This is a genomic window from Bradyrhizobium elkanii USDA 76 (assembly GCF_023278185.1).
Lineage (GTDB): Bacteria > Pseudomonadota > Alphaproteobacteria > Rhizobiales > Xanthobacteraceae > Bradyrhizobium > Bradyrhizobium elkanii.
Window position 1 is genome coordinate 8,589,711 of record NZ_CP066356.1, and the last position, 17,215, is coordinate 8,606,925.

A 17,215-nucleotide genomic window follows, 5' to 3' on the forward strand; every position below is an offset into this window, starting at 1 on the left:
GATCTCGTCTTTGCAGAGTGCTGCCCTGTCATTAACCCCGCCGCGACGCGCCTATTCTCCGTGTTGCCAGCCGATGGCCTTTGTGCTTTCCACTCTTTATATTGCGATGGGATCATCGAGATTGAAGCCCGGGAAACGTCCTTGATCGCCACTTTCTCCAAGCCAGCCTTCGTCCTGGCGCTGCTGGCAGGCACCGCCATGGCCGCGCCCGCGCGGGCCCAATCCGCCGCCGAGGGACAAAAGCTCGCGTTCGACCGCGGCAAGGGCAATTGCCTGACCTGCCACGCCATCAAGGGCGGCGACCTGCCCGGCACGATCGGCCCCGAGCTGACCGGCCTGAAGGCCAAATACAGCCGCGACGAGCTGATCGCGATCGTGACCGACGAGACCAAGCGCAATCCGCAGACGGTGATGCCGCCGTTCGGCCGAAACCGGATATTGAGCGAAAAGGAAATCGACGCGGTGGTGGACTTCCTGCAGACGCTGTGACGCCGCGACCGTCGCTTGAGGAGATTTTTTTCGATGAACATCACGACCAGCGAATTTTTCAAGGCGCGCCGCATGGTGCTGAAGGGCGCGGGCGTCGCCGCGCTGATCGGCCTCGGGGTCATTCCGTTCGACGTGCCGCAGGCGCTCGCCGCCGCCAACGACAAATATCCCGAAGACGCATTCAAGCAGAAAACCGAGGCCGACGCGATCAAGGCACTCTATGGCAAGACCGCCGAGCCGTCGGACAAGGTCAAGATGGATGCGCCGGAGATCGCCGAGAACGGCGCTGTCGTGCCGATCTCCGCCACCACGACGCTGGCCGACGTCACCTCGATCTCGTTTCTGGTGAGCGAGAATCCGATCTCGCTGGTCGCCTCATACAGGATTCCGGCGGGCACGCTGCCGACCATCGCCAACCGCATCAAGATGGCCAAGACCAGCAACGTCACCGTGATCGTCGAGGCCGGCGGCAAGCTCTACAGCGCCAAGAAGGAAATCAAGGTCACCGTCGGCGGCTGCGGCGGCTGAGCACGCATGATCCGGAAAAGTGGGAACCGGTTTCCCGACAAGATCATGCGCAAACAATAGGGATAAACCAGATGGCATCGAGCATTCGCGTGCGCGCCACGTCAAACGGCGACACCACCGAGGTGCAGGCGCTGATCCAGCATCCGATGGATTCCGGCTTCGTCAAGGACGCCAAGGGCGAGATCATTCCGCCGCACTTCATCCAGCAGCTCACTTTCGAATATGACGGCAAGCCGGTGTTCGTCGCCGACTGGGGCGGCGGCGTCTCCAAGGACCCCTATGTCAAGTTCGCCTTTAAGGGCGGCAAGAAGGGCGACGATCTGAAGGTCAGCTGGGTCGACAACAAAGGCGCGACCGACACCACCACGGCGAAGATTCAATGACGCGGCGCCTCGCAATCCGCGCCACCATCGTCACGCTTGCGCTCGGCATGCTGGCGTGCGTGCCGGCGCGCGCGGCCGACAGCGTCGACCCCGCCGCCGACAAGGCCGCGTTCCAGAAATTCTTCACCACAAAATTCCCCAAGCTGAAGCTCGAGGATTTCGTCAACGGTCCCTATTCGATGAATGAGGACCTGCACAGGCAGTGGGAGGAGAAGGAGCAGTTTCCGCCCTACGAGTTCTCGCTCGAAGCCGGCAAGGAGATGTTCGCAACGCCGTTCAAGAACGGCAAGACCTACGCCGACTGCTTCCCGAACAAGGGCATCGGTATCCGCCAGAACTATCCCTATTTCGACGAGAAGGAAGGCAAGGTCGTCACGCTCGAGCTCGCGCTCAACCGCTGCCGCGAAGCCAATGGCGAGGCGCCGTTCTCCTATGTGAAGGACGACATGGCGGCGCTCACCGCCTACATGGCCTTCACCTCGCGCGGCAAGCCGATGGATATCAAGATCCCGAACGATCCGCGCGCGCTCGAGGCCTATCAGAAGGGCAAGGAATATTTCTACACCCGCCGCGGCCAGCTCAATTTCTCCTGCGCCACCTGCCACATCCAGAGCCCGGGCGAGCGGATCCGCGCCGAGGTGCTGGCGCCGGCACTCGGCATCCTGAACGCGATGCCGATCTACCGCTCGGAATGGAGCGGCATGGGCACGACCAGCCGCCGCTTCACCACCTGCAACAGCCAGATCCGCGGCGTGCCGCTCAATCCGCAGGACGACGAGTACCGCAACCTCGAATATTATTTGTCCTATGTCAGCAACGGCCTGCCGATTTCGGGTCCGGGAGCACGGCCATGAGCGCGGCCATCAAAGCTGTCCTCGCAGCATCGACCCTGCTGGTCGCAGCCGCGACCGGCGCCCTCGCCGCCTCCGAGGCCGACTACAAGGCGGCCTATGCCGCGGCTGAGGCCGCCAACAAGGAAGCAGGCGCCCTGCGCAACCAGTGGACCACCACCGCCTCGACGCTATCTGCCGCAAAAAAGGCCGGTGAGGCTGGTGATTTCGACACCGCAGTCGCCAAGGCCACGGAGGCCGAGGCACTGGCAAAGGCCTCGATCTTCCAGGCCACCAGCGAAAAGGAACGCTGGAAGGACATGGAAGTTCGTTAAGAGCGCGCAGGCCAGGGGCCGCGCGGAGAGAATGATGATCATCCGCCGCCGGGAATTCCTGAAAGCTGCGGCCGCCGCAACGCTGACGGCCGGCCTGCCCCGCCTTGCGCGCAGCGCCGACACCGCCAGCGTCTACGACCTCGAGCGGTTCGGCAACGCCCGCATCCTGCACATGACCGACACGCATGCGCAGCTGAAGCCGGTGTTCTTCCGCGAGCCCGGCGTCAATCTCGGCGTCGGCGCGATGGCCGGCCAGCCGCCGCACCTCGTCGGCAAGGCGTTCCTCGACCGCTTCGGCATCCGGCCCGACAGCGCCGACGCCTATGCCTTCACCTGCGTCGAGTTCGAAAAGGCCGCCGGCCGCTTCGGCCGGCTCGGCGGCTTCGCCCACCTGAAGACGCTGGTTGACAAGCTGCGCGCCGATGTCGGCGAAAAGCGTTCGATCCTGCTCGACGGCGGCGACCTCTGGCAGGGCTCGGCGCTCGCCTATGCCATGAACGGTGCCGACATGGTGGAGGCCGCCAATCTGCTCGGCATCGAGGCGATGACCGGGCACTGGGAATTCACCTATGGCGAACAGGTGCTGCGCGACAACCTCTCCCGCTTCAAGGGCGAGTTCCTGGCGCAGAACGTGTTCCTGACCGAGGAAGCCGCGTTCAACGACGCCAAGGCGTTCGACCCGGCCTCGGGGCGGGTGTTCAAGCCGTCCGTCATCAAGGAGATCGGCGGCCATCGCGTCGCGATCATCGGCCAGGCCTTCCCCTACGTGCCGATCGCGCATCCGAAGCGCTTCACGCCGGACTGGAAGTTCGGCATCCGCGACGAGGAGCTGCAGAAGCTCGTCGACGGCCATCGCAACAACGACAAGGTCGAGGCGGTGATCCTGCTGTCGCATAACGGCATGGATGTCGATCTCAAGCTCGCCAGCCGCGTCACCGGCATCGACGTCATTCTCGGCGGTCACACCCATGACGCGATCCCGATCCCGATCACGGTGACCAATGCCGGCGGCGTCACGCTGGTGACCAATGCCGGCTCCAACGGCAAGTTCATCGGCGTGCTCGATCTCGATCTGGCCAAGGGCAAGGTCGCCAATGTCCGCTACCGGCTGCTGCCGGTGTTCGCCGAACTGCTGAAACCCGATCCTGCGATGCAGACACTGATCGACAAGATGCGCGATCCGCATGTCGACGAATGGAACAGCAAGCTTGCCTCGGCCGACCGGCTGCTCTATCGCCGCGGCAATTTCTCCGGCACCGTCGACCAGTTGATCTGCGATGCGCTGCTGAACGAGCTCGACGCCGAGATCGCGCTGTCGCCGGGCTTCCGCTGGGGCATCACCACGCTCGCCGGCCAGCCGCTGACCATGGAAGACGTGCTGTCGGAAACCGCGATCACCTATCCGGAGACCTACGTCGCCACGATGACCGGCAGCCAGATCAAGGATGTGCTGGAAGACGTCTGCGACAATCTGTTCAACGTCGATCCCTATTATCAGCAGGGCGGCGATATGGTCCGCGTCGGCGGCCTCGCCTACACCTGCACGCCGGGTGAGAATGTCGGCAAGCGCATCTCCGAGCTGAAGCTCGGCAACGGCAAGCATCTCGAAGCCGGCAAGCACTACAAGGTCGCAGGCTGGGCCTCGGTCAACCAGCAGAGCGGCGCGCCGATCTGGGATGTCGTCGCGAGGCACCTGCGCTCCGGCCGGCCGCCGAACCGCGACGAACCCGGCGTGACGCTGAAAGGCGTCGAGGACAACCCGGGCATCGCGAGGCACGGATGACACGCCGCGCGCTGATCGCGACGCTCGGCTTTGCGGCGATCGCGCTGGCGACGCCGCTCGCGCGCGCCCAGCTGGCGCCGTTGCAGGACAAGCCGTTCGCCGAGCACAAGGTCGTGCTGCAGCTCTCCGACAACGATCCGAGGAAGCAAGGCCTCGTCATCAGCGTCGCCAACAATCTGATGAAGCATTACGATCCCGACAAGGTCGCGGTCGAGATCGTCGCCTTCGGCCCGGGCATCGACCTGCTCAAGCCCGACAACCCGAACCGCAAGCTGGTCGAGAGCCTGGTCGCGCAGGGCGCGCGGGTCGACATCTGCCTCAACACCGTCGACACGATCGAGCGCGACAGCGGCAAGCGGCCGGACTACATCGCCGCCGCCACCCCCGTGCAGGTCGGCGTCGCGCAGATCTTGCTGCTCACCGAGAACGGATACACGCTGGTGAGGCCGTAAACCTCCGCGTCATTGCGAAGCGAAGCAATCCGTGTTTCGCCGCAGGAGTTACGTTCGGCTCGCATCGTTGCAAAACCCGTCATCCTGAGGTGCGAGCGCGAGCGAGCCTCGAAGGATGAATCGGCCCCGATGCCTCTCCGCACGCCCCTTTCCCGGAACGAGCCGGGCCGTTCACCCTTCGAGACGCCGCTGCGCGGCTCCTCAGGGTGACGGGGTCAATTCTTGTCCAGGGGATGGATTTGCTTTGAATGGATCCTATCTATGGAATAATATCCTCCATGTGACTCGGCCCGGAGAATAGGTAAGCCGTCATGATCTTTCGCCAGCTCTTCGACAGCGTATCCGGCACCTACAGCTACCTGCTCGCGAGCCGCGCCGGCGGCGAGGCACTGATCCTCGATCCGGTGCTCGAGAAGGCCGATCGCTACTGCAAGCTGCTGCAGGAACTCGACCTCAGGCTGGTCAAGGCCGTCGATACGCACCTGCATGCCGATCACGTCACCGGCCTCGGCGAGCTGCGCGACCGCACCCAGTGCATCACCATCATGGGCGAGCAGAGCAAGGCCGACGTGGTGTCGATGCGCGTCTCCGACGGCGACAGGGTGACGATCGAGGGCCTTTGCCTTGAGGCGCTGTACACGCCCGGCCACACCGACGATTCCTATAGTTACCTGATGGGCGACCGCGTCTTCACCGGCGACACGCTACTGATCCGCGGCACCGGCCGCACCGACTTCCAGAACGGCAGCGCGCGGGCGCAGTACGATTCGATCTTCAACCGCCTGCTGAAGCTGCCGGAGGAGACCATGGTGTTCCCCGCGCATGACTACAAGGGCGACACCGTCTCCACCATCGGCGAGGAGAAGCGCTACAATCCGCGGCTGCAGGTGAAATCGATCGACGACTATGTCGAGCTGATGAACAACCTTCATCTCCCGAATCCAAAGATGATGGATGTCGCGGTGCCCGCCAACATGCATGTCGGCCTGCACCAGGACGAACTCGCCAAGGAAGGCCTCTCCCTCAGCGCGCGCGACGCCATCGCGAGCCTCGGCCGGCCCGATATCCTCCTGGTCGATTTGCGCGAAAGCGGCGAGCGGGCCAAGCACGGCACGCTCGCGGGCGCGCTGCACGCGCCCTATCCCGGAATCTGCGCCACCCTGCAGCCCGGCGGCATGCTGCGCGAAGTCGCGGCCGCAACCGGCCGCCGCGTGGTGTTCTTCTGCGCCTTCGGCGAGCGTTCGGCGATGGCGGTGGCCGCCGCGAAGAGGGCGGGGCTGGTCAACACCGCTCATATCGAAGGCGGCATCGACGCCTGGAAGAAGGCCGGCGGGCCGGTGGTGATGGGATAGTCCGTCTACCGCGCACAATCTCTACCACCGTCACCCTGAGGAGCGCACAGCGCGTCTCGAAGGGCGACGGATGACGAAGGATCACCGCCTCACTCGCTGCAACTCTTCCGTCAGCCGGTCCAGCGCATCCGCCAGCATCACGCCGCCGCACACCGTGAGCCGCTCGGGCAGCACGATGCGCTTGCTTTGCGGATAGAAGCGCTCCAGGGCCGGATGCAGCAGGAAGGCGCGACCGTCATCCTCGGCGCGGTCGCCGGCTTCCGACACCAGGATGAAATCCGGCCGCAGTTTTACGATCGCCTCCAGCGAGGCAAATCCGCCAGCGCTCAAGCCGAGTTCGCCGGCGGCGTTGGCGAGGCCGGTTGCCGCCAGCAGCGAGCTGACCAGGCTGCCGTCGCCAGGCACAAAGCCGCGTCGCTCCAGCGGCAGCACGCGATAATGATGCGCGCTTGCCGCCGCCCGCGCCCGGGCGGTGGCCGCATCGAGGCGCGCGATCTCGGCTTCCGCGCGATCGGGATGCTGCACCACATCGCCCATCGCGCGGATCTGGTCCTTCACTTCGTCCAGCGTGCGCGGCACCGTGAATTCGACGAGGTGCAGCCCGTTGGCCTTCAACAGGTCGCGCGTCGCGCGCTTGTCGAACAGGCTGACCACGACGAGGTCGGGCTTGAGCAGCAGCACGTCCTCGGCTTCGCCGGACAGACGCGGAAAGTTTCGCGCCTTCTCCGCGGCCCAGGATTGCCAGGCATCGCGCGAGAAGCGGCTGAGGCCGATGATCTGGTCCGGATCAGCCAGCGACAGCACGAGCTGGTCGCCGCAGACATTCATGGAGGCGATGCGCGGTCCGGCGGCAAATGAGATGCTCACCGGCATGAACCAAGCAAGAACCGAAAACATAAGCGCAAAACAGTGTGAAGCGAGATGGCTGCCACGCTGACGCTGAGCCCCCTCTCCCGCTTGCGGGGGAGGGTCGGGGTCGGGGTCGTCCCGCAATGAACACTCTTTGAGTGGAGAGAGCCCCCACCCGCTGCGCTCTTCGAGCGCAGCGACCTCCCCCGCAAGCGGGAGAGGTGAACTGAGCTCGTGGTGAGGCCGCGGCCTCATCACACGTCCGCCCACGGCACGATGACGGCTTCGCGCTGAAATTCGGCACGATAGGCGCTGACCCGGAACACGCTGGCGAGGACGCTCTCCGACAGTGCCTCGACAGGCGCGCCTTGCGCGGCCAGCCGTCCCTCCGCGAGCACCAGAACATGATCGGCGAAGCGCGCGGCGAGTCCGAGATCGTGCGTCACCACGATGACCAGCACGCCGGTGTCGGCGACGTTGCGCAGCTTCTGCATCACGTCGATCTGGTGGCGCGGATCGAGCGAGGCGGTCGGCTCGTCGGCGAGGATCACCGGCGCCTCCACCGCGAGCACCCGGGCCAGCGCGACGCGGCTGCGCTCGCCGCCGGAGAGTTCGGTGACGCGGCGATCGCTGAATTCAGTGACGTCGACCGCCTGCATCGCGCGCAGCACCGCCTCCATATCCGTCTGCGACAGCCGCGCCGGATCGGTCGCGCCGTGCGGGTAGCGGCCGAGCGCGACGATGTCGCGTGCCGGCAGCGGCCAGTGCACCATGTGGCCCTGCGGCAGATAGGCGAAGCGCTTCGCACGCTCGCGCAGCGGCAGCGACGCCAGCGGATCGCCGCCGATCCGGATCTCGCCGCCCGACGGGATCAGCCCGGCCAGTGCGCGCAGCAGCGTGGTCTTGCCGGCGCCGTTCGGCCCGACCAGCGCGACCAGATGGCCCGATGGCAGCGACAGCGAGACATCGTGCAGCACCTTGCGGCTGCCGAGCGAGGCATTGAGAGCAGCGGCGGAGAGCAGCGTCATGCCACGCCTCCGCCGAGCGCGCGACGTTCGCGCATGATCAGATAGAGGAAGAACGGCACGCCGATGATCGAGGTCAGCACGCCGACCTTGATGTCCGAGGTCGAGGGGATAATGCGCACCGCGATATCGGCGGCGAGCAGCAGCGCCGAGCCGGTGAGCGCGCTCGGCACCAACAGCCGCGCCGGATCGTGACCGATCAGCGGACGCATCAGATGCGGCGCGACGAGCCCGATGAAGCCGATCGTGCCTGTCACCGCGACCGCGCCGCCGACGCCGAGCGCCACGCCCGTGATGACGAGGAGCCGCAACCGTCCGACATCGACGCCGAGGCTCTGCGCCGCCTCCTCGCCAAGCGTCAGCGCGCGGAAGGCGCTCGCCTGGCTGAGCAGGATGGCGGCGCCCGCGACGATGAAAGGCAGTGCCAGCGCCACGTGCTGGAAGCTGCGGTCCTCCAGCGAGCCGAGCAGCCAGAACGCGATCTCCAGCACCACGAACGGATTGCTCGAGAGATTCATCACCAGCGCCGTCGCCGCCCCCGCAAAGCTCGAGATCGCGAGCCCGGCGAGGATCAGGATCAAGAGCCCGGCATTGCGGCCGGCGATCGCAAGCAGCGCGAACACGGAGCCGAAGGCGGCGATGATCGCCACCACCGGCAGCGCGTAGGAGCGCACATCGGCGAGGCCCAGCGCGATCACCAGCACCGCGCCGAAGGCCGCCGATTGCGGCGCGCCGAACAGCGACGGCGAGGCCAGCGGATTGCGCAGCAGCCCCTGCAGCGCCGCACCCGACAGCCCGAGAATAGCGCCGATCGCGAATGCCAGGATGGTGCGCGGCAGGCGGATCTCGCGCACGATCACCTGCGCCACATCGCTGCCGCCGCCGAACAGCGCCTCGATCACCGCAAGCGGCGACAGCCGCACCGGCCCGATGCCGAGCGAGATCAGCAGCAGCAGGACCACGAGCGCGAGCAACGCCGCGGTGGCGCCCCACCGGCGCCGCGCCGCGACCTCGGCCGCCAAGGCAAAATCCTGCACGCTCATTGAATCCATGCTCTTACAGCGATCGCCGTGGCAGACAAGCGACACTCGACAAAAACCGTGGCCGCCCGGCCGCCGCCCGACTTCCGCCGGATTGACTTTGCTGCCCGGCCGAACCCTAGATGAACATGACGGTTCTTTCATGAGATGAAAAGGGAATGCGGTGCGGGGAAACTTCCCCAACGCCGCGGCTGCCCCCGCAACTGTATGCGGTGAATCCTTCGTCACAGGCCACTGGGAATCTCGGTCCTGGGAAGGCGACGAAGGGTAACGACCCGCGAGCCAGGAGACCTGCCGTCAGCCGTGGTCACACGCGAGGATGCCGGTCGGGGAGTACAGGCATGAGCTTCACCTGATGCCGTGAGCACGATGGTGAGACTGGTTCGCGGTGACGTGCCACTGACGTTGCCGAGGCCTCGCTTATGTTCTCCTTCCCTTTTCATCGGCGGCACCGCGCGCTTCTGCTCGCGTCGACGGTGATCGCGCCGGCTATCCTTGTCCCCGCCGCGCGGGCGCAGCAGGCGCCCGCTCCCGATCAGCTGCCGGCGATCGAAGTCACCAAGCCGGGCGACCAGAACGTCACGCGCGCCAGGCCGGCCGCAGACGAAGCGCCGGCGCCGCGCCGCCCGGCGCCGGGCACCACGCAGAGTAACAATACGGGCAGCGGCAGCGGATCTGGCACGACAGGGACCGGCGTGGCCAACGGAACGGGTGGCGCTGGCGGCGGCCGCCAGTTCGCCGGCATTGTCGGCTCCTCCTCGGCCGTGATCACCGCCAACGACATCGCGCATTCGCCGGTGCAGTCGCTGCCCGAGATCCTCGCGCAGGTGCCGGGCGTGCAGCTGCAAACGCCCTATGGCGGGCCGAACGGCGCCAAGACCTCGGTCGACCTGCGCGGCTTCGGCGCATTCGCGACCGACAATACCCTTTTCCTGCTCAACGGCCGCCGCCTTAACGACGTCGACAAGGCCGGCTTCGACCTCACCACGATCCCGCTCGATTCCATCGAGCGAATCGAGATCACGCGCGGCAACAGCGGCGCCGTGCTTTACGGCGACAACGCGGTGGGCGGCGTCGTCAACATCATCACCAAGACCGGCGTCGGCGGCCCGCCGACGACGATGCGGGCCGAGGCCGGAATCGGCTCGTTCAACACCCGCATGGCCGCGGTCTCCGCGGCGCTCAATTCCGGACCGTGGTCCACCTCACTCTACGGCAACGGCATCAAATCCGACGGCTACCGCGTCAACAATGCGCTCGACCAGCGCAACGCGGTCGGCAACATCAACTACACCACGCCTGATCTCACCGCCTTCCTCACCGTCACCGGCAGCGACCAGAAGCTCGGCCTGCCCGGCGGACGGCTGGTCGATCCGTCGATCGGCGTCAACGAGCTGCTCACCGATCGCCGCGGCGCCGCGACGCCCTTCGACTACGCCAACCAGCAGACCGCGAGCATCACCGCCGGCTTCACCAGGACGCTGATCAACGGCGTCGACCTGATCGTCGACGGCGGCTGGCGACAGCGCGAGACGCAGAGCGGCTTCTTCGGCACGGTGCCGACCATCAGCTTCGCTTCGACCTACAATGACGCCGCGCTGCAGACCTGGTCGCTCACGCCGCGGCTCAGCGTCAAGAATGTGATGCTGGGGATGCCGTCGACGATCCTGACCGGCATCGACTATTACGATTCGACTTTCCGCGAGGCGCGCGGCGCCTATCGGGGCGTCGACCCGTTCCACATCTACAATATCGAGCAGCAGTCCGTGGCCGGCTACTGGCAGCACACGATCGGCGTGCTGCCGACGACCGACTTCTCCTACGGCGCGCGCGTGCAGAACACCAGCGTCTCGGCGCGCGATCGCTACGACCCGAACGCGCCGTTCGCGTTCGACGCGCAGGCGGCACCGCTCGACAGCAACGAGACGCAATACGCGCTGCATGTCGGTGTCGAGCATCGCCTGACCGACACCTTCTCGGTGTTCGGCCGCGCGGCGCGCGCATTCCGCACGCCTGATGTCGACGAACGCGTCGCGTCGGGTCCGTCATTCGACCCGCTGACCTTCGCCCCGATCCCGCAGACGTTCCAGCTCAAGACCCAGACCTCGCAGGACGTCGAGGGCGGCTTTCGCGTCAGGACCAACCGCTTCCAGGTCCAGACCAGCGTCTATCTGATGGATCTCGAGAACGAGATCCATTTCAACCCGGTGCTGTTCTTCAACACCAACCTCGACCCCACCCGCCGCTATGGCTCGGAGACCAGCGCGGCGCTCAAGGTCAGCGACAGCGTCACCCTGCGCGGCGGCATGGCGATCACCCGCGCGGTCTTCCGCGAAGGCATCTGGGCCGGCAACGACGTGCCGCTGGTGTCGCGCTACACCGGCAATCTCGGCGTGACCTGGAATATCTGGCAGAACTATCTGGTGTTCGACGCCACGGTGCGGGCCTGGAGCTCGCGCATCATGGACAACGACCAGGCCAACACCCAGAGCCGGATTCCCGGCAACGCCACCGCCGACATCAAGCTGAGCGGGCAATATGACCGCTTCTTCTGGTCGCTGAGCGTGAACAACCTGTTCAACGCGCTCTATTACGACTACGCCATCGCGAGCACGTTCACGGAGGGCCGCTTCTCGGCCTATCCGCTGCCCGGCCGCACCTACATGGTAAAGGCCGGCGCGACGTTTTAGAGCTATCCGGTGGGACGGGGTGTGACTCCGCCGTACCCTCTCATCACGTTACAAGCGTCCGCAAACTGGAGTAGAATTCCGGCAGCTGATTTGACCCGTGCAGGGGAAACGCATGGCCAAGGCCGGAAAGACAAGCAAGGACGGCGCCAAGACCAAAGACAAGACCGACGACAAGTCGAAGAAACCTCCGCCGCCCGCAGCGCTGCAGGACGATGACTATTACGAGGATGGCGACATCGCCACGCCGAAGCTCGACCGCTACGGCAATGATGACGAGCCGTTGTAGGACGATATCCATCCCAGCGTCGTCCCGGCGAAAGCCGGGACCCATACTCCGCGGCGGCTGTCGTGAATGGGACTCGTCGTTCCACCATCGCCCACCAATAACCATTCGTGGTTATGGGTCCCGGCTTTCGCCGGGACGACCTGGGGATAGAGTTAGGCGAAATCCTCGCCCTCGATCATCCTGATACTACTGCGATCGAGCAGATGCGCGCCAAAACCACCGCGCGCCAGCGATGAGGCGATCTGCGGTGATGCCAGCAGCAACGCCGTGGTCATTGCCAGCGGCACGGCGCTGAGCCAGTCGAGCCGCACCGGCGTCAGCTCTTCGCTGCTTCCCCGATAGCGCCCTTCGCCCGTGGCGATGCGGCCGCATTCCCGGATCAGGTCACGCCGTGTGCCATCACGCGATGCACTGCCGAGCAGCGCCTGCATCGCCAGATGCGTCCGCACCCCGGCGCGGCCCTCGGCCAGCGGCGCCGGGGTCTCGCCGCGCGAGACGCGCAGCAGCAAATCGACCAGATCGACGCCCGACTGAAAGGCGTTCATCGGCTCGACCAGCCGCGGGTTGCAGTCGATCAACAGCGGCGTCGCGCTGTCGAGCGGCATGATGACGTCGACCGAGAGCGCACCGTGCCAACCAAGATGCGCGCCGATGGTCTCGAGGCCAGCGCGGATCGCCGGCCGGCTCACGCTCTCCTTGATCGCCTCGCCACCGCCCACACCGGCCGCAATCTGGCGGTAGGCATGGAAGCCGACAAGCGTGCCGTGGCAGAACACCGACTGCGCCTTCTCGACCGTGCCGGTGACCAGATCCTGCGCCAGCACCTCGCCGGCAAAATCGTCCGCGGACTCGAGGTCGTAGAGCGCGCGATTGAGATCGCCGGTATCGCGCACGAACCAGACGCCGCGGCTGGCGGTGCCGACCGACGTCTTGACCACGGATGGAAACCGCACCGCCTCGCGCAGCTCCTCGGCCGAGGTCACGATCCGGGTCGGCGGCTGCGGCAGGCCGAGCCGGTCGAGCAGGCGGTTGAAGCCGGCCTTGCTGTGCACGGCGCGATAGCTGGCGAAATCCGGCAGCGCGAGGCCGGTACGTGATGCCAGCCCCGCCGCAGCGCGAGCGAACAGAAAGCCCTGTTCATGGGTCGGCAGCAGCACATCGAAATGCCGCGAGGCCAACAGGCGCTCGACGAAGCGCAGGAAGCCGGCCGGATCTGACCGCAGCGGCGGACAATGGTGGTATTTGCGGACAAAGCGGGAGTAGCGCGCCAGGCACCAGCGCGAGGGGTCACAAACCTCGACGTGATGGCCGGCCAGGCCGAGGATCGTGATCGCCTCGCGGCCGGAGGTGCTGGAGCCCTCCGACACCAGCACGCGGAGCTGCTTTTTGGCGTCGATCATGGCCGATCATCGCCGTGCTGCCGTGCTTTGTCGCCGCATTTAATGCCGCATGTGTCGATCCGGCACGCCCGTGCCGGGGGCAGCCATGCGCCCGCGTTCATGGACAATTAGCGGCCAATCTCTATTTTCGGCGGGCTTTCCGGAATTAGGGTTTTCAGGCAGATGGTCGACGTTCTGGCCGCACCGCAGCAAGCGAAAGCCGACAGTGCGCTGCGCACGCTGACGGGGATTTCGGTCGCCCATTGGGTCAGCCATTTCCATATCTTCGTGCTGCCGATGTTGTTCCCGTTCCTGAAGCAGCAGCTCGGCGTCGGCTATGTCGAGCTCGGCCTCGCGCTGACGGTGTTCGCGGTGGTCTCCGGGCTGACCCAGGCGCCGATCGGTTACCTCGCCGACCATATCGGCGCGCGCAAGATCCTGTTGATCGGACTGACCGTCGGCGGTTGCGCGCTGATCGGGCTCGGCCTGCATCTCAGCTATACGTCGCTGATCGTCTGCGCGGTGCTGCTTGGCCTCGCCAACAGCGTCTATCATCCGGCCGACTATGCAATCCTCTCGGCTCATATGGACGAGGCGCGGATGGGCCGCGCCTTCTCGATCCACACCTTCGCCGGCTTCCTCGGCGGCGCGGTTGCGCCCGCAATCATGGCGGCACTCGTGGCCTCGATCGGCGGCCTCGGCGCGCTGATCGTCGCCGGCGCGGTCGGTCCGCTGGTGGCGCTGTTCCTGATCGTGCTCGGCATTCCCGATGCCGGCGCCAACAAGAATAAGTCAAAGGACGACACGGCATCGAAGGCGAGCGTGATCACGCCAGCGCTGATGGTGCTGACAGCCTTCTTCACGCTGCTCAGCCTGTCGACCTCGGGCATCAACAATTTCGGCGTGGTCGCACTGATGGGCGGTTACGGCGCGTCGTTCTCGACCGCCAATATCGCGCTGACCGCGTTCCTCGGCGCCAGCGCGGCCGGCGTGCTCGCCGGCGGCTATCTCGCCGACTGGACCCACCGCCACAGCCAGGTCGCCGCGGCTTGCTTCGCGGTCAATGCCGCCCTCGTGCTGCTGATTGCGCTGCTCAACCTGCCGCCCGTGGCGCTCACGCTGGCGATGGGGCTCGCCGGATTCCTCGGCGGCGTGATCGCGCCGTCCCGCGACATGATGGTGCGCAACGCGGCTCCGCCCGGCGCCGCCGGCCGCGCCTTCGGCATCGTCTCCACCGGCTTCAATTTCGGCGGCATCGTCAGCCCGCTGCTGTTCGGCTGGATCATGGACCAGCACATGCCGCACTGGGTGTTCGGCGCCTCCGTGGTGTTCATGGTGCTGACCGTGCTGCTTGCTCTGGTTACCGAGCGCAAGCCGCAGGCTTCGGCGTATCAGGCCGAGACCGCCAGCCCGCGCGCCTGACGTGCGAACGTCGTGCGTGCGGCGCGGTCATTCCGACCGTCGCGACAGCACCTGTTTCAGGAGCGGCTCGATCCGCGACAGCTCATCGAGATGGACCGCCGACAATTCGGCGAGATGATCGGCCGCAAGGCCGGTTAATTTCAGCAGCACCCGCCGCTGGTCGGCGGGATCGAGCACGCGCTCGACCAGCCCGGCCTCGGACAACCGGTCGACCAGTTCGACCGTGGTGTGGTGACGAAGCCGCAGCCGTTCGGCCAGATCACCGACCGCAACCGGCCCGCCGCCCGGATACCCCCTGATCGCCAGCAAGGCCTGATGCTGCCGCGGCGTCAGGCCCGCGGCCTTCGCGGCATCCTGGCTGAACTCCAGAAACCGGCGGATCAGATAGCGAAATTGCGACAGCGCCTCGTAATCGGCCTGGTTGGGAACCCGCTTTGGGTCCTGCCTCGGCGATTTCGACGGTCCTTTCAACGCTGTCATTCGATGTCTCCCGCTTGTAATTATATCGTAATGCGATATGACGCCCCGCGTCCACTTCATCCGAGCCTTACGCCACCAATGAGTGTCATTTCCACCAAATCGAGCGCCTCCGCCAAGACCAGTGCCAAGATCGGCGACAAAGCGAGCCACCTCCTGAGCGACTTCACGACCGATCCCCGCGTCGTGGTGATCTCGGCGATCGCCGTGTTCGTCTCCGCCGCCGGCGTGCTGGCCGGTGCGGGACTGCTGCAGCTGATCAAGCTCGCCACCAACATCGCCTATTTCGGCCAATTCAGCTTCGCCGACCTGAAATTGCAGGATTCGCCGCTCGGGCTCTGGACCGTGCTGGTGCCGGTCGCGGGCTCGCTGATCATCGGCCTGATGGCGCGTTTCGGCAGCGAGAAGATCCGCGGGCACGGCATCCCGGAAGCCATCGAGGCCATCCTGCTCGGCCGTTCCCGGCTCGACCCCAAGGTCGCGATCCTCAAGCCCTTGTCGTCGGCGGTATCGATCGGCACCGGCGGCCCGTTCGGCGCCGAGGGCCCGATCATCATGACCGGCGGCGCGATCGGCTCGCTGATCGCGCAGATGCTCCCGGTCAGCGACAACGAGCGCAAGACCCTGCTGGTGGCGGGCGCCGCAGCCGGCATGACCACCGTGTTCGGAACGCCGATCGCCGCGATCATGCTCGCGGTCGAACTGTTGCTGTTCGAATGGACGCCGCGCAGCTTCATTCCCGTCACCGTCGCCGCCGTGGTGGCGGCGGTCGGACGCACCTTCCTGCACATGCCCGCGCCGCTGTTTCCGTTCACCGGCGGCGTCGACATCTCGGTGCTGCAGCTCGGCGCCTGGATGCTGATCGGAATCCTCTCCGGGCTGCTGTCGGGCGTGCTCACCCAACTGGTTTATGGCTGCGAGGACGTCTTCCTCAAGCTGCCGATCCACTGGATGTGGTGGCCGCTGATCGGCGGCCTGGTGGTCGGCCTCGGCGGACTGATCGAGCCGCAGGCGCTCGGCGTCGGCTATGACAACCTCGCGTCGATGCTGAGCGGCGACGTGGTGCTGAAGGCCGCGCTGCTGCTGCTCGTGGTGAAGGCCGTCATCTGGTCGGTCGCACTCGGCTCGGGCACGTCGGGCGGCGTGCTGGCGCCGCTGCTCATCATGGGCGGCGCGATGGGAACGGCGCTGAGCGGCTATCTGCCGGCGGCGAGCCCCGGCTTCTGGGCGTTGCTGGCGATGGCGGCGACGATGGGCGGCACGATGCGCTCGCCGCTGACCGCGACCTTCTTCGCCGTCGAGCTCACCGGCAACACCCATGTGCTGTTGCCGTTGATCGCAGCCTGCGGCACCGCGCATGGCGTCACCGTGCTGCTGATGCGGCGCTCGATCCTGACCGAGAAGGTGGCGCGGCGCGGCCATCATCTGGTCCGTGAGTACCGCGTCGATCCGTTCGCGCTGACCCGCGTGCGCGACGTCATGACCAAGGCGGTCGAGACCGTCGCCGACACCATGACGCTGCACGGCGCGGCCGCCTTCCTGACCAACCCGAAGACAGCTCACCCGAGCTTTCCAGTCGTCGACGCCAACCACAACGTGCTCGGCGTGATCGACCCGCCTTCCGTGCTGCGCTGGCGCCGCGCCGGCAAGCATCGCACCGCGACGCTCAAGCAGCTGCTGGCCGGCAGCAAGATCACCGTCGCCTATCCCGACGAATATCTCGACCGGCTCGCCGATCGCCTGATGCAGGTCAACGTCTCGCATCTGCCTGTGATCTCCCGCGAGGACCAGCGCCTCGTCGGCTATATCGGCTGGAAGGACCTGATGCGCGTGCGCGCCAGGCTGCAGGCCGAAGAGACCCAGAAGACCGCGTTCTTCGGCGCTCGATAGGTTCG

General features: G+C 66.1%; 17 protein-coding genes and 1 riboswitch. Of the genes, 12 read left to right on the plus strand and 5 right to left on the minus strand.

The genetic code is table 11. From position 1 onward, the window contains the following. The first annotated feature begins 198 nt into the window (after window positions 1-198). From soxX to JEY66_RS40810, 8 genes are all read left to right on the plus strand, one after another. Window positions 199-489, plus strand: coding sequence for a sulfur oxidation c-type cytochrome SoxX (gene soxX, locus JEY66_RS40775; protein ID WP_050994310.1), 291 nt, complete (start codon window positions 199-201; stop codon window positions 487-489). Between the two features lie 33 nt (window positions 490-522). After that, a complete protein-coding gene (soxY, locus tag JEY66_RS40780) occupies window positions 523-1,017 on the plus strand; it encodes a thiosulfate oxidation carrier protein SoxY (protein WP_016848046.1) in 495 nt (164 codons plus the stop codon). Between the two features lie 71 nt (window positions 1,018-1,088). Continuing rightward, window positions 1,089-1,400, plus strand: a complete 312-nt coding sequence (gene soxZ / locus JEY66_RS40785) for a thiosulfate oxidation carrier complex protein SoxZ (RefSeq protein ID WP_016848045.1) — start codon at window positions 1,089-1,091, stop codon at window positions 1,398-1,400. Next, complete coding sequence (gene soxA / locus JEY66_RS40790) at window positions 1,397-2,254, plus strand: sulfur oxidation c-type cytochrome SoxA (protein ID WP_016848044.1); 858 nt, start codon at window positions 1,397-1,399, stop codon at window positions 2,252-2,254. Before soxZ ends, soxA begins: the two co-directional genes overlap by 4 nt. Continuing rightward, entirely contained in the window at window positions 2,251-2,565 is a 315-nt protein-coding gene (locus JEY66_RS40795) for a hypothetical protein (protein ID WP_016848043.1), read from the plus strand. Before soxA ends, JEY66_RS40795 begins: the two co-directional genes overlap by 4 nt. 34 nt (window positions 2,566-2,599) lie before the next feature. After that, window positions 2,600-4,348 carry a thiosulfohydrolase SoxB gene (gene soxB / locus JEY66_RS40800; RefSeq protein ID WP_026192130.1) on the plus strand — a complete coding sequence of 583 codons (1,749 nt, stop codon included), beginning with the start codon at window positions 2,600-2,602 and terminating at the stop codon, window positions 4,346-4,348. After that, a complete protein-coding gene (locus JEY66_RS40805) occupies window positions 4,345-4,800 on the plus strand; it encodes a DsrE family protein (protein WP_016848041.1) in 456 nt (151 codons plus the stop codon). The genes soxB and JEY66_RS40805 overlap by 4 nt, the downstream gene beginning before the upstream one ends. 311 nt (window positions 4,801-5,111) lie before the next feature. Continuing rightward, the gene (locus JEY66_RS40810) at window positions 5,112-6,152 is read left to right on the plus strand and encodes an MBL fold metallo-hydrolase (RefSeq protein ID WP_016848040.1); all 1,041 of its coding nucleotides are present in this window, start codon (window positions 5,112-5,114) and stop codon (window positions 6,150-6,152) included. An 81-nt stretch (window positions 6,153-6,233) separates the two neighbouring features. Here JEY66_RS40810 and JEY66_RS40815 read toward each other — a convergent pair whose 3' ends face one another. From JEY66_RS40815 to JEY66_RS40825, 3 genes are all read right to left on the minus strand, one after another. Beyond that, entirely contained in the window at window positions 6,234-7,049 is an 816-nt protein-coding gene (locus JEY66_RS40815) for an ABC transporter substrate-binding protein (RefSeq protein WP_016848039.1), read from the minus strand. Window positions 7,050-7,255: 206 nt separating this feature from the next. Beyond that, the gene (locus JEY66_RS40820; protein ID WP_016848033.1) at window positions 7,256-8,029 is read right to left on the minus strand and encodes an ABC transporter ATP-binding protein; all 774 of its coding nucleotides are present in this window, start codon (window positions 8,027-8,029) and stop codon (window positions 7,256-7,258) included. After that, on the minus strand, window positions 8,026-9,069 hold the full coding sequence (locus JEY66_RS40825) for a FecCD family ABC transporter permease (RefSeq protein WP_018269485.1): 1,044 nt from the start codon (window positions 9,067-9,069) through the stop codon (window positions 8,026-8,028). The genes JEY66_RS40820 and JEY66_RS40825 overlap by 4 nt, the downstream gene beginning before the upstream one ends. Before the next feature lie 112 nt (window positions 9,070-9,181). Next, a riboswitch (cobalamin riboswitch) is annotated at window positions 9,182-9,379 on the plus strand. 109 nt (window positions 9,380-9,488) lie between these two features. Here JEY66_RS40825 and JEY66_RS40830 point away from each other — a divergent pair. Further along, a complete protein-coding gene (locus JEY66_RS40830) occupies window positions 9,489-11,756 on the plus strand; it encodes a TonB-dependent receptor (protein WP_018269484.1) in 2,268 nt (755 codons plus the stop codon). 112 nt (window positions 11,757-11,868) lie between these two features. Then, a complete protein-coding gene (locus JEY66_RS40835) occupies window positions 11,869-12,042 on the plus strand; it encodes a hypothetical protein (protein WP_016846987.1) in 174 nt (57 codons plus the stop codon). A 152-nt stretch (window positions 12,043-12,194) separates the two neighbouring features. Here the strand turns inward: JEY66_RS40835 and JEY66_RS40840 are convergent, their stop codons facing one another. After that, window positions 12,195-13,442, minus strand: a complete 1,248-nt coding sequence (locus tag JEY66_RS40840) for an ATP-grasp domain-containing protein (protein ID WP_018269483.1) — start codon at window positions 13,440-13,442, stop codon at window positions 12,195-12,197. Between the two features lie 162 nt (window positions 13,443-13,604). Here JEY66_RS40840 and JEY66_RS40845 point away from each other — a divergent pair, with 162 nt between their 5' ends. After that, window positions 13,605-14,843, plus strand: coding sequence for an MFS transporter (locus JEY66_RS40845; protein ID WP_016846985.1), 1,239 nt, complete (start codon window positions 13,605-13,607; stop codon window positions 14,841-14,843). A 27-nt stretch (window positions 14,844-14,870) separates the two neighbouring features. Here the strand turns inward: JEY66_RS40845 and JEY66_RS40850 are convergent, their stop codons facing one another. Next, window positions 14,871-15,323 carry a MarR family winged helix-turn-helix transcriptional regulator gene (locus JEY66_RS40850; RefSeq protein ID WP_016846984.1) on the minus strand — a complete coding sequence of 151 codons (453 nt, stop codon included), beginning with the start codon at window positions 15,321-15,323 and terminating at the stop codon, window positions 14,871-14,873. A gap of 78 nt (window positions 15,324-15,401) precedes the next feature. Here JEY66_RS40850 and JEY66_RS40855 point away from each other — a divergent pair, with 78 nt between their 5' ends. Then, on the plus strand, window positions 15,402-17,210 hold the full coding sequence (locus tag JEY66_RS40855) for a chloride channel protein (RefSeq protein ID WP_018269482.1): 1,809 nt from the start codon (window positions 15,402-15,404) through the stop codon (window positions 17,208-17,210). Window positions 17,211-17,215: the final 5 nt, after the last annotated feature.

Bases quoted from the DNA above. Each gene is read 5' to 3' on its own strand.
- JEY66_RS40845 (WP_016846985.1), top strand. From the start codon at position 13,605: ATGGTCGACGTTCTGGCCGCACCGCAGCAAGCGAAAGCCGACAGTGCG.
- JEY66_RS40825 (WP_018269485.1), bottom strand. From the start codon at position 9,069: ATGAGCGTGCAGGATTTTGCCTTGGCGGCCGAGGTCGCGGCGCGGCGC.
- soxX (WP_050994310.1), top strand. From the start codon at position 199: ATGGCCGCGCCCGCGCGGGCCCAATCCGCCGCCGAGGGACAAAAGCTC.
- soxY (WP_016848046.1), top strand. From the start codon at position 523: ATGAACATCACGACCAGCGAATTTTTCAAGGCGCGCCGCATGGTGCTG.
- JEY66_RS40850 (WP_016846984.1), bottom strand. From the start codon at position 15,323: ATGACAGCGTTGAAAGGACCGTCGAAATCGCCGAGGCAGGACCCAAAG.
- JEY66_RS40830 (WP_018269484.1), top strand. From the start codon at position 9,489: ATGTTCTCCTTCCCTTTTCATCGGCGGCACCGCGCGCTTCTGCTCGCG.
- JEY66_RS40805 (WP_016848041.1), top strand. From the start codon at position 4,345: ATGACACGCCGCGCGCTGATCGCGACGCTCGGCTTTGCGGCGATCGCG.
- JEY66_RS40815 (WP_016848039.1), bottom strand. From the start codon at position 7,049: ATGTTTTCGGTTCTTGCTTGGTTCATGCCGGTGAGCATCTCATTTGCC.
- soxB (WP_026192130.1), top strand. From the start codon at position 2,600: ATGATCATCCGCCGCCGGGAATTCCTGAAAGCTGCGGCCGCCGCAACG.
- soxZ (WP_016848045.1), top strand. From the start codon at position 1,089: ATGGCATCGAGCATTCGCGTGCGCGCCACGTCAAACGGCGACACCACC.
- JEY66_RS40795 (WP_016848043.1), top strand. From the start codon at position 2,251: ATGAGCGCGGCCATCAAAGCTGTCCTCGCAGCATCGACCCTGCTGGTC.
- JEY66_RS40855 (WP_018269482.1), top strand. From the start codon at position 15,402: ATGAGTGTCATTTCCACCAAATCGAGCGCCTCCGCCAAGACCAGTGCC.
- soxA (WP_016848044.1), top strand. From the start codon at position 1,397: ATGACGCGGCGCCTCGCAATCCGCGCCACCATCGTCACGCTTGCGCTC.
- JEY66_RS40810 (WP_016848040.1), top strand. From the start codon at position 5,112: ATGATCTTTCGCCAGCTCTTCGACAGCGTATCCGGCACCTACAGCTAC.
- JEY66_RS40840 (WP_018269483.1), bottom strand. From the start codon at position 13,442: ATGATCGACGCCAAAAAGCAGCTCCGCGTGCTGGTGTCGGAGGGCTCC.
- JEY66_RS40820 (WP_016848033.1), bottom strand. From the start codon at position 8,029: ATGACGCTGCTCTCCGCCGCTGCTCTCAATGCCTCGCTCGGCAGCCGC.
- JEY66_RS40835 (WP_016846987.1), top strand. From the start codon at position 11,869: ATGGCCAAGGCCGGAAAGACAAGCAAGGACGGCGCCAAGACCAAAGAC.